The following is a 10,839-nucleotide window of genomic DNA, read 5'->3' on the forward strand; positions in this document are numbered from 1 at the left end:
ATAATCCGTAATTTTATATAATTAAAAATATTCAAATTATTGTTTAATAAACTTCTCAACAACTCTTCTTTGGCCATCTGTGGCATTGATAATGTAGGTTCCTTTTGGAAGTTCTGAGATATTTAATTTTCTATCAGATGAAGTTGAGTTTTTCAGAATAGATTGTCCCGCCATATTAATAATTTCAAAATCAACATTTTTATTTTCCTGGCTTCTTACTGAAATATAATTCGACGCAGGATTAGGATAAATCTCAATTTTTAATGGAGTTACATTTATACTACTTCTTGCAGAGAGCGTAGGATTCTTTTCTAAATGCTCTATAGCTGCTTTAATATTTGGAAGCGGACCAATTTTGGTTGTTAAATTTCCACCTTGAGGTATTCCTGTTGTCACCAGAAGGTTTTTCATAGCTGCCGGAGTTAAATATTGTCCTGTGGTCTGACGATAATAAGATTGAATTAAAATAGCTGCAGAAGATACAACGGGTGTAGCAGAGCTTGTTCCACTGAAAAGTGTATATGTTCTGTTGGTATCTCCATCATAAGTTGCCCAGCCTCCATAACCTGCGGCCAAAACATTTTGCCCCCAACCTTGTACATCCACTCTTGCGCCATATGTACTGAAACTTAATTTTGAATGGGCAGTAGTATTGGTTCCTGCTCCAACAATAATAGCCCCGCTATTACCTCTTGCATTATAAGCCGAGTAGAAAGAAGAATCAAGATTTTCATTACCATTTCCTGCAGCTGCAATAATGATGATTCCGGAATCTGTTGCTGCTTTTGTCAGGTCCCAGATAAGATTGTTATATTCTGCAGCAACATAATTGGAGTTTTGACCTCCCGTTTGCATTTCATACAAAACAATATCTCCTGCCTGGGAAGCGTTAATAGCTCTTGTCACGGCTGCAACTCTGTTATATGAAGTGGTTGTCCATTCTAGAAACCCTTTCATTTCAGTAGCATTATAAGCGCTTCCTGAAAGTCCGATATTGTCTTTTGCTGAACCTAAAATACTCATTACGGCAGTTCCATGATCCAGCCAGTTGTAATTTGGACTGCTTGGAGTTGTAAGTGCTGCATTTGGAGTAACACCAGCTTCTAATTGAATAGTATTTCTGTTAACCAACATTTCATGAGTTTTATGAAAACCATATTCTACATCACGTACTCTTACATTTTGCCCTGTAATTCCTCTTGACCATGCATAATTTACATTAATTCCAGGATTGTCAAATAAATAAGTTTGAGAAGCTTCTAAATTTGGTGTAATCACAAAAGTAGCTGTTGAAGGAGGTTCAATAGGTTCATTGCTCAATATTGAAGCATATTCTATCTCAGGAAATTTTTCAAAACTTTCTGCCAATTTTAAAATATCTTCATTGTCTTTTACTGTAGTTTCAACTTTGAAAATTCGTTTTAACTTTTCAATTGATTCTCCAGAGTTCTTAATTTTTTTACTGCTTTCAAGCATTTCGTTCAGTTTTTGATCACTGAAACCGAGATCATTCACAAATGAAATTCTATTTGATTCTACAAATTCTTTGAATGCAGGATTTTTTCTTAAAGTATAATTAATAATATCAACAGCATTAGCATTTTTAGAAAAAGAAACATAAAGGCTGTGTGAATTTGAGTTTTTCTGTAGTTGAAATTGCCCCTTTCTGTTTTGCCCAAAAGAAAGGAAGAAACAGAAAATAAATAAGATAAAGATTCTTGTTTTCATAAGTATTTTTTTTATTTCTACAATTAGGGAATAAATATAGTGATTTTAAGTTTTGGTTTTAAAAAAAGCGTCTCTCAAAATTTTGAGAGACGCTTTTAAATTATATTAAGATCAAAATCTTATTTAAAATCTACCAATTCTACATCGAAGATTAACGTTGCTCCGGGAGGAATTACACCACCAGCTCCGCTATCTCCATATGCTAAATCAGAAGGAATATAAAATCTGTATTTAGCACCTTTGCTCATCAATTGAATACCTTCAGTCCAACCTTTTATAACTCCTGAAACATTTAGTTCAATAGGTTTTCCTCCTTGTTTTTCTGTAGAATCAAAAATAGTTCCGTCCATTAATTTTCCGGTATAGGCTACATTAGCAGTACTTGATGCAGTAGGTTTTGCTTTTCCGTCACCTGGTGTCAGAACTTCATACTGTAAACCACTTGCTGTAGTTGTTATTTTTTTGTTTAGCTTGTTTTTCGCAAGAAATTCTGCTCCTTTCTTTTTATTTTCTTCAGCTTTCAACTTATCCTGAGCTTGTCTTTTCTCCCCTTGTTTTTGCATGAAACCTTGTAAGAAAGTTCCCATTTCTTCTTTTGGAAGTAATCTTGGCTTATCCGAAAACTCATCTTTAATAGCCTGAGACAAAAGATCAGGATCTACAGTAAATCCTTGCTTTTTAAGGTTTTGGGCAATGTCAAGACCGATGTAATAAGATGCTTTTTGATCGTCTGTATAAGATTTTTGAGCATAAGCAGTGTTGATTCCTGCAAGAAGAACTAAAGTAGCTAACGTTTTTTTCATTTTCTGTTATAAATTATATATGTTGTAAATTTAAGCTTTTGTAATGGAATTTGTTTTTAATCTGATGTAATATAATTGAGCTTCAATAATATTCTACGGATATGGCCTGTTATATATTTGTTATTATTGGTGAGCCAGATTATTGAAATGTTTTTCTCCGGAATCATAATTAAATTTGATTTAAATCCTCCTTGGTCTCCTCCATGTTCGATGACATTAACTTTTTCTTCCGTTTTTGCGTAATAGTAAAAACCTGGATGTATAAACCAAACTCCGGAATGATAAAAAGGCTCCTTCTCTTTCCAGTTTTCGGGACTCCATGCTGTTTTTGAAGATTTGATAATATTGCAGTTTGCAAATTTACATTCATTAATGGCTTTTACATATTTTTTAAGATCTTCAATAGAGCTCCAAACTCCGCCATTTCCAGCAGCAGTGAAAGTTGGATATTCACCATAATCGTACTCTTTATATTTACCATCTTTTAGAATGTATCCGTGAGCAACATTTTTGTTTGGAAAACTCCCATCGGTTATTTTGCTATTGTTCATTCCGGCGGGTTTGAAAATGTTTTTTTCAATGAAGTCTTGCCATTTTCTTTTACCAACTTTTTCAATTATCAAGGCTAATCCGTTGTAAGCAGGATTTGAATATTCAAATTTTGAACCGGGTTCGAATTCTAATGAATCGGAGAAAGTTAGTGGTTTGAAATTTTCATCATCTTTTGCAGTTAAGAAAAAAATGCTGTCTTTTTCAACATGTCTTAGATCTGGAATCCCAGAAGTATGGGTAAGAAAATGTTTCAGTTTTATCTTTGATGCAATTTCTTTGTTTTTAAAATCAGGAAAAAAAGTAAGAAGATTATCATTGGTAGAAAGCAGTTTTCTGTCTTCAAGCAATAAGATTCCGTAGGCTACAAATGTTTTAGTTATCGATCCAAGATTGGAAACCGTTTTTGATGTAAACTTTTCTTTTGTTTTAAGATCTGCCAATCCAAAAGAATTTTCATACAAAACTTTATCATTTTGCTGAATGAGAATACTTCCTCCTGGCTCATTTTCTTTAAATACTTCTGAAAAAGCGGAATCAAGTTTTACTTTTAGAAGCTGATCGCGATTTTGACCTAACAAAAAAGATGAAGCTATAATACAGAATATTAAGTAGGTTTTTAATTTAAAAATCATTGATTAACTTTTGGTTATAGAATCCATCACAATCGTTACGGGACCGTCGTTGATTAATGAAACTTTCATATCTGCTCCAAAGATTCCGCTCTCAGTTTTTAGTCCTGATTTCGATATTTCTTCTTTAAAATAATCAAAAAGAGGAATAGCCTTATCTGGTTTTGCCGCTTTAATGAAGGACGGACGGTTTCCTTTTTTGTAGTCAGCAATTAATGTAAACTGACTGATACAAAGAATCTCTCCAGAAATATCTTGTACAGAAAGGTTGAGCTTTCCATCTTCATCACCGAAAATTCTAAGATTTAAAATTTTCTGAACAAGCCAATCTGCATCTGAATTTTCATCATTTTCATCAATACCTACCAATAGCATTAATCCTTTACCAATTTCTCCTACAATTGTTCCGTCTACTTTTACACTTGCTTCAGAAACTCTTTGAATAACAGCTTTCATATTTAATAATATATATTTAAAACATTACTTGCTGAATCATAGTTGTATAGGTATGTTTTTGGTGGAACGTTAGCAACGGCCGTTGGCTGTCCGGTAAGCAAAATCCATTTTGCATTGTCTTTTGGACACACAATGCTGATATCATCTTTCACCTCAAGAGTGGTATTGGAATCTGGGCAAATATGGGGTGCATTTCTGTCATAAACCTTAAAGGTCGTACTAGAAGCTCTTACTACAATTAATCCTCTGGTACCCGAACTTTGCTCATCAATGTATTTCCAGCCTCCAACTTGGTTTAAAGAATAGTAGGCAGGAAGGTTCAGGTTTAATATTACACTGATGGGAGCGTTCGGAAAACAACTGACTGTGTCTTCTCTTGTACCACAAGAATTTATAGTTAAAACACTGAATATCAGCATTGTGAAAATAGATAGTATTGAGAAACTTTTTTTCATTTCAATTTAAATTTTTATATATTTGTAAAAGTTAAACGATTACAACAACAAAACATTGTCCGGCAAATGTCGGATTATTTTTTTATACTAAAACTAAATTTTGAAAATTATGGCAAGCTATGTAACAAAGGAGGGTTTAGAGAAAATGAAAGCTGAGCTGGAACAGTTAGAAACTGTAGAGAGACCCAAGATTACTCAACAAATTGCAGAAGCTAGAGACAAAGGAGATTTGTCTGAAAATGCAGAATATGATGCGGCTAAAGAAGCACAGGGAATGTTGGAGATGAGAATTTCTAAACTTAAGGATGTTGTTTCTTCTTCCAAGATTATAGATGAAAGCCTATTAGATACTTCAAAAGTTTCAATTTTAACAACAGTGAGACTTAAAAATAATGGAACAAACCAAGAGCAGACTTTTAAATTGGTACCAGATAATGAGAGTGATTTAAAAACTGGAAAAATTTCAGTGAACACTCCAATTGCAAAAGGTTTACTTGGTAAAGTTATTGGGGATACTGCAGAAATTGTTTTACCAAACGGTAACAAGTTATCTTTCGAAGTATTGGAAATTACTCTATAAAACATTAATATCTAATTCTAATAAGAATGAGTACAATATTCACAAAAATCATTAATGGTGAAATTCCATCATATAAAATTGCAGAGAATGAAGATTTTGTTGCTTTCTTAGATGCGATGCCATTGGTGAAAGGACATACTTTGGTAGTTCCTAAAAAAGAAGTTGACCTTATTTTTGATTTGGACAGCGAAGCGTATAAAAACCTTTGGGGGTTTGCTCAGGAAGTTGCCAAGAAAGTCAAAAATGCGATTCCTTGTATAAGAGTAGGGGTGGCAGTTGTAGGATTAGAAGTTCCTCATGCGCATATTCATTTGATACCATTAAATAAGGTGGAGGACATGAATTTTAAAAATGAGAGATTAAAATTAACAAACGAAGAATATACAGAGATTCAAAACTCAATTATTAATTCTTAAAAATAAGTGAATCGTAAAGAAGCAATTTTTTACGATTTTCTTTAACATATATATAATAGTATAAGATGAATTCAAACCAGTGTTCTTTCTGTGGTAGAAAAAGAAGTGAAGTTCAAATGCTTATTTCTGGCCAGAACGGTTTTATTTGCGAAAATTGTATAGAACAGGCTCACCTAATCGTAAAAGATGGAGGTTCTAAAGTAGAACAGTCTCCTGCAGAAAATATTGATGAGCTTAAAAAGCCTAAAGAAATTAAAGAATTTCTTAATGGATATGTAATAGGACAAGATCAGGCTAAAAAGCAATTGTCTATTGCAGTTTACAATCATTATAAAAGATTGCTTCACGCTAAGAACGAAAACAGAGAAGTGGAGTTAGAGAAATCTAATATCATCATGATTGGTGAGACCGGTACCGGGAAAACTTTATTGGCTAAAACAATTGCAAGAGAGTTGAACGTTCCGTTTTGTATTGTAGATGCAACAATTTTAACAGAAGCAGGATATGTAGGGGAAGATGTAGAAAGTATTTTGTCAAGACTTTTGATGGTTGCTGATTATGACGTGGAAAAAGCAGAAAAAGGAATTGTATTTATTGATGAAATAGATAAGATTGCAAGAAAATCTGATAATCCTAGTTTAACAAGAGATGTTTCTGGGGAAGGAGTTCAGCAAGGTTTGTTGAAATTATTAGAGGGAAGTATTGTGAACGTTCCGCCACAAGGAGGAAGAAAGCATCCTGACCAAAAATATATTCAGGTAAATACTCAAAATATTTTATTTATTGCCGGTGGAGCTTTTGACGGTATCAAAGAGATTATCGAAAGAAGAATGAACAAGCAGGCGATAGGTTTTAGCTCTGAAAAGATCAATAAAGTAGATGAGGATGATTATGTATTAACAAATATTAATGCAATTGATCTTCGTACTTTCGGATTAATTCCCGAACTTTTAGGAAGATTTCCAATCATCACTTACCTCGATAAACTCACAAAAGAAGTAATGGTTCGTATCATGAAAGAACCAAAAAACTCAATTGTTAATCAATTTGTGGAACTTTTTAAAATGGATAACACGAAATTGGAGTTTACAGATGGTGCCATAGAGAAAATTGTAGAGGAAACAATGGAGAAGGGACTGGGTGCCAGAGGACTTAGAGGGACAACAGAAAAAGTACTCGAGGACTATATGTTTTCAATAGGAGAAGAGAAAGAAATCGTATTGACTGAAGATAATATTTTTGTTAAAAAATAAAAAATATTTTTTTCCTAGAAGAAAAAAATATACCTTTGCGGGTGAAGATTGTATTAACACACAAATATTTACATACAATGAGAAAAAGTTTATTTGCTATTGGTTTATTAGCAGCTGGGTTTTCTGTTCAGGCGCAGAATGTTCTACTACACGTAGATGACACAGCTACTACGTACGTGAGTAAAGGTACACTGGTTTATTCTGGTGGAGGCGTACAAATGAGAGGAACGGGTGTTGTAGAAAATCACGGTAATTTTATGGTGAGCGGAACAAACACTGATTCCTTTAAGACAATTACTACTGGAAATGTAGACAAAACAGAATCTAATGCAGGAGGGAACTTCGTTAACAAGCTTAATGAGCCTACTGCGTATAATCAACAAAACGCTAACGATGGCGGTACAACACCTCCCGTATACACTTATGGACAGCTATATATTACTGGTGTCCCACAAAATAATATAGTTGGTATTGTTGATGAAGAAATGAGACAAGTTAATCAAGGAGATTACCAACAAATGGGTCTTCCATTTTTTAACAAGACTGTTGCTTCTTTAGGTACAGAATTTGGAAAAACATTTACTAATGTAAGAGGTTCTAAGAATGATGTTGAATATTGGCACAATACTGATGTAAAAGCTGTACATTTTGGAGATTTAAATCTATATAAGTTTGGAGGCGCAGCCCCTTCTTATTATTATTACATGATAGGCGCTCAAGGTCTTGACCTTACTAATACTAAAACTGTTAAAGGTGTTCCTGTTTCAGATGTAGGAAATCCTTATCCTAGTGCTCCCACATTACAGAATGCAGGAGCTAATGTAAATTTTGGTTCATTTGGACAAGGACATAATAGCTTCAATGAGGCATATAATACTTATGTTACGGATGAATTCAATACTGCAGGAGGAAAATGGCAAGGGAATTGGGGCAAGAATATGTACCAATTTGCTAATCCATACCTTACAAATTTAGATTTAACGAACATCGCAGTTAATGAAGCTAATGGTGATGGGATTAATCTAAGTAATATTTATGGAGTTAGAACAGATGTAGGTGGCGTTACCTATAATAATGGAAGTGGTAGTGCTGCTTCTAGTTATAAAGTAGTTACTTATAACTCTGGGGTTCCTACTGGAGATACAGGGTCTCTAGTAATTAGACCGTTTGGAGCATTCACGATTAAGCTTAATGATAATGCTAATAGCGATGCTTTCAATTTTAATAATTTAAGACGATTTAATTATTATGGTAGAGCATCAACTACACCTTACAATGTTACTGCTAATAAAAATGGAGCATCTGGAACTGTAAAGCAGTTAGGAGTTATTGCTCTTGATGCTAATGGAAAAGAGTTAGATAGAACCTATTATGTGGTTTATCCAAATGGTACTACAGGACATACTACCGCTCAAAAGACTCAATATGCAGCAAGTACCGGCAATCTTTTAGGTACTTTTGAAGAGTCTTCTACAGGAGGAATTGACCCTAATTATAGCTCTAATTATTGGTTATATATCAATGAAGCGAATGAAAATGATTTCAAGGGTAAAAATATTAGTTTGATGAATTATAGTTCTCAAATTAAATCTTACAAATTTGAAATTAGAGAAAATGCGGAATTAGTTTCTAACGGGACTCATCAGCTTTCAACTGGTACTGGTTTCTATTACAAAGCTCCGAATGGAAGTGTAATGCAAGCAAAACAAGGTGAAACTATTCCTGTAACGACTAATGCTTCACCATATGATTTGTACTATGGAGAACCTAACCGTGATGTTTTAGCTAGTAAACCGACAGCTACTGTTAATTCTTCTAGAACTATGGTAGTTTATAACCCAGAGATTACTAACTATATTGTTAGATTTGATCCAAATTGGAAAAAAGCAGATATTGAAGTTTATGATATGAGTGGTAAATTGGTTATCTCTAAGAAAGCAGTAAATACTTCTACGGATTTCGTAATTGAATTAGACAATTCTATTAAAAATTCTTATGTTGTAAAAATTGTTTCTGATAAAGGAGAAACTGTTAATACCAAAATCTTAAAATAAAATATATGAAAACTATAAATAAACTAGTAAGTGCTTTTTTTCTTTTTATTGCATTTATGGGAAATGCACAAAAGACAATTGTTATAGATGACCCAACAGTACAAGGGGTTGGTCCAGGGGTTCCTTCACCAATCGATATGTATGTTTATGTTTTAGGGGCTGTTGCAATATTATTTATTGCATTCTATACAAAAAAGTATAAAAGTCAAAAAATATAAAATTTTATTAAAATATTTTAAACTCTCTGATTAATCGGAGAGTTTTTTTATTTTTACATTATGAAAAAGATTTACGTACTATCGGCAGTATTAACTGCATTCTTTTTACAGGCTCAGTTTACTGTTACAGTACAGACGCCTGCAGATTTTAAGGAACAAGATGCTATTCTATATACTCTAAACGGATCAAAGGATATCATTGCTTCTAAAGAGCAGAGTAAAAATAATGTGTGGACTTTTAAATATCCTACAAGTTATTCAGGTATGATGAAAATCTATTTTCCGAATACGAATAATACCTTTAGTTTTATTTCAGAAAATAAAAATGTAAGTGTTAAATTAGTAACTGAAAATAATAAAGTTAAAGATATTATTTATCAAGATGAAGCCAATGACTTAATGAGTAAATCGCAGGAAGGTTCTCAGAAGAAAGAATTGATTTTGCCGGCTCTGACACAAATTAAAGAATATTATAAAGAGAATACTGATTTTGGAAAAGCTTTAAGAACAGAAATAAATAGGCTTTCTGGAGGACTTAATTCTGTTGATCAGGCTCAACACCCTTTTATTTATTACTACAATACCAATTATAGCAAGTTTTTGTCTGCTGATAGCTCAAAAAAAGTTACTCAGGATGATATCGTAAACTTTCTAGATAAATCTAGTGATCTTCTTGAAACATCATCGTTATTAAGACCAATACTTGTTGCTTATTTAAATACAGGAGGCAATACTAATGTAGGGGCTTCGGTAGACAAGCTTTTAGATACTTTAAAGGTAGAAACTCCACGTGGACAAACCGTTTTATCAGAACTGATTGATATCTTTGACGTATACGACATGAATGAGTTTAAGATTAAATATCTTAACCTTGCTAAAGGTCTTAAATGTACGATTAATGACAGGCTGGCTTCAACTATTAAGTCTAATTCGAATGTTGAGATGGGAGCTACTTTCCCGAACAATAAATTCCAATCTCCTGTTAACACAACAGCGAAATCTATTTATGATGTAAAAGCAGATAAGAAGGTGATTGTATTTTGGTCTTCTACTTGTTCGCACTGTGAAAGTGAACTTCCAAAATTATTGGAAAAATATAATGAATTAAAAGGCAAAAATATTCAAATCGTAGGACTTTCTTTGGATACAGATAAAGATTCATACAGCAAAAAAATAAGTGTGTTTCCATGGATTAATGATTCCGAATTGAAGGGATGGAACAGTAGTTATGTAGATACATACAATGTTCATGCAACTCCGACGTATTTTATTTTGGATGCTAACAATAAGATAATCAGCAAACCAGATCACGTAGGTGATGTTTTGGAATATTTTAAGATAAAATAATTTTGGTAGTAAGTAAATATTTTCTATATTTGCACCACCAAAACGGCGAGGTAGCTCAGTTGGTTAGAGCGCAGGATTCATAACCCTGAGGTCACGGGTTCAATTCCCGTCTTCGCTACAATAGCGAGAAAAACCGCAACATTACGTTGCGGTTTTTCGTTTTTATATAGAATAACTTTTTAATTCTTTTCCAATTGAACGGATGGATATATTAGGGGATCAGTTCCAAAAGTTGGGGACTACGCAAAAAGTTGGATCAGTTCCAAAACTTGGGGACTACGCAAAAAGTTTAGATAATCTAAAAAGGAAAAACGATTTATCTCGCACGCCTCTAAGTTGTAATCTGAA

At 33.3% G+C, this 10,839-nt stretch carries 11 protein-coding genes and 1 tRNA gene; 7 read left to right on the forward strand and 5 right to left on the reverse strand.

The genetic code is table 11. From position 1 onward, the window contains the following. Positions 1-36: 36 nt before the first annotated feature. The 5 genes from BUB80_RS18990 to BUB80_RS19010 all read right to left on the reverse strand — a co-directional run bounded on the left by BUB80_RS18990 (position 37) and on the right by BUB80_RS19010 (position 4,623). Positions 37-1,728 carry a S8 family peptidase gene (locus tag BUB80_RS18990; RefSeq protein WP_073296379.1) on the reverse strand — a complete coding sequence of 564 codons (1,692 nt, stop codon included), beginning with the start codon at positions 1,726-1,728 and terminating at the stop codon, positions 37-39. A gap of 119 nt (positions 1,729-1,847) precedes the next feature. Continuing rightward, positions 1,848-2,531 (reverse strand): FKBP-type peptidyl-prolyl cis-trans isomerase, encoded by a 684-nt coding sequence (locus BUB80_RS18995; RefSeq protein ID WP_073296382.1) that lies wholly within the window; start codon positions 2,529-2,531, stop codon positions 1,848-1,850. 56 nt (positions 2,532-2,587) lie between these two features. After that, positions 2,588-3,715 (reverse strand): serine hydrolase domain-containing protein, encoded by a 1,128-nt coding sequence (locus tag BUB80_RS19000; RefSeq protein WP_073296385.1) that lies wholly within the window; start codon positions 3,713-3,715, stop codon positions 2,588-2,590. A 3-nt stretch (positions 3,716-3,718) separates the two neighbouring features. After that, complete coding sequence (gene dtd, locus BUB80_RS19005) at positions 3,719-4,168, reverse strand: D-aminoacyl-tRNA deacylase (protein WP_073296387.1); 450 nt, start codon at positions 4,166-4,168, stop codon at positions 3,719-3,721. Between the two features lie 2 nt (positions 4,169-4,170). After that, the gene (locus BUB80_RS19010; RefSeq protein WP_073296390.1) at positions 4,171-4,623 is read right to left on the reverse strand and encodes a hypothetical protein; all 453 of its coding nucleotides are present in this window, start codon (positions 4,621-4,623) and stop codon (positions 4,171-4,173) included. A gap of 109 nt (positions 4,624-4,732) precedes the next feature. On the opposite strand from BUB80_RS19010, the gene greA reads away from it, so the two are divergent. The 7 genes from greA (at position 4,733) to BUB80_RS19045 (ending at position 10,609) form a co-directional block, all read left to right on the forward strand. Further along, positions 4,733-5,203, forward strand: a complete 471-nt coding sequence (gene greA / locus BUB80_RS19015) for a transcription elongation factor GreA (protein ID WP_073296393.1) — start codon at positions 4,733-4,735, stop codon at positions 5,201-5,203. Positions 5,204-5,229: 26 nt separating this feature from the next. Then, the gene (locus tag BUB80_RS19020) at positions 5,230-5,619 is read left to right on the forward strand and encodes an HIT family protein (protein ID WP_073296396.1); all 390 of its coding nucleotides are present in this window, start codon (positions 5,230-5,232) and stop codon (positions 5,617-5,619) included. A 65-nt stretch (positions 5,620-5,684) separates the two neighbouring features. Continuing rightward, positions 5,685-6,872: an ATP-dependent Clp protease ATP-binding subunit ClpX gene (gene clpX / locus BUB80_RS19025; protein WP_073296399.1), complete on the forward strand. Its 1,188-nt coding sequence runs from the start codon at positions 5,685-5,687 to the stop codon at positions 6,870-6,872. A gap of 77 nt (positions 6,873-6,949) precedes the next feature. Then, positions 6,950-8,926, forward strand: a complete 1,977-nt coding sequence (locus tag BUB80_RS19030) for a T9SS type A sorting domain-containing protein (protein WP_083547272.1) — start codon at positions 6,950-6,952, stop codon at positions 8,924-8,926. A 5-nt stretch (positions 8,927-8,931) separates the two neighbouring features. Next, positions 8,932-9,144 (forward strand): signal peptidase, encoded by a 213-nt coding sequence (locus BUB80_RS19035; RefSeq protein WP_073296402.1) that lies wholly within the window; start codon positions 8,932-8,934, stop codon positions 9,142-9,144. A 60-nt stretch (positions 9,145-9,204) separates the two neighbouring features. Next, a complete protein-coding gene (locus BUB80_RS19040) occupies positions 9,205-10,491 on the forward strand; it encodes a TlpA family protein disulfide reductase (RefSeq protein WP_073296405.1) in 1,287 nt (428 codons plus the stop codon). Between the two features lie 44 nt (positions 10,492-10,535). After that, a tRNA-Met gene (locus BUB80_RS19045) sits at positions 10,536-10,609 on the forward strand. Positions 10,610-10,839 lie beyond the last annotated feature (230 nt).

This window comes from Chryseobacterium polytrichastri, from assembly GCF_900142445.1.
GTDB classification, from domain to species: domain Bacteria; phylum Bacteroidota; class Bacteroidia; order Flavobacteriales; family Weeksellaceae; genus Chryseobacterium; species Chryseobacterium polytrichastri.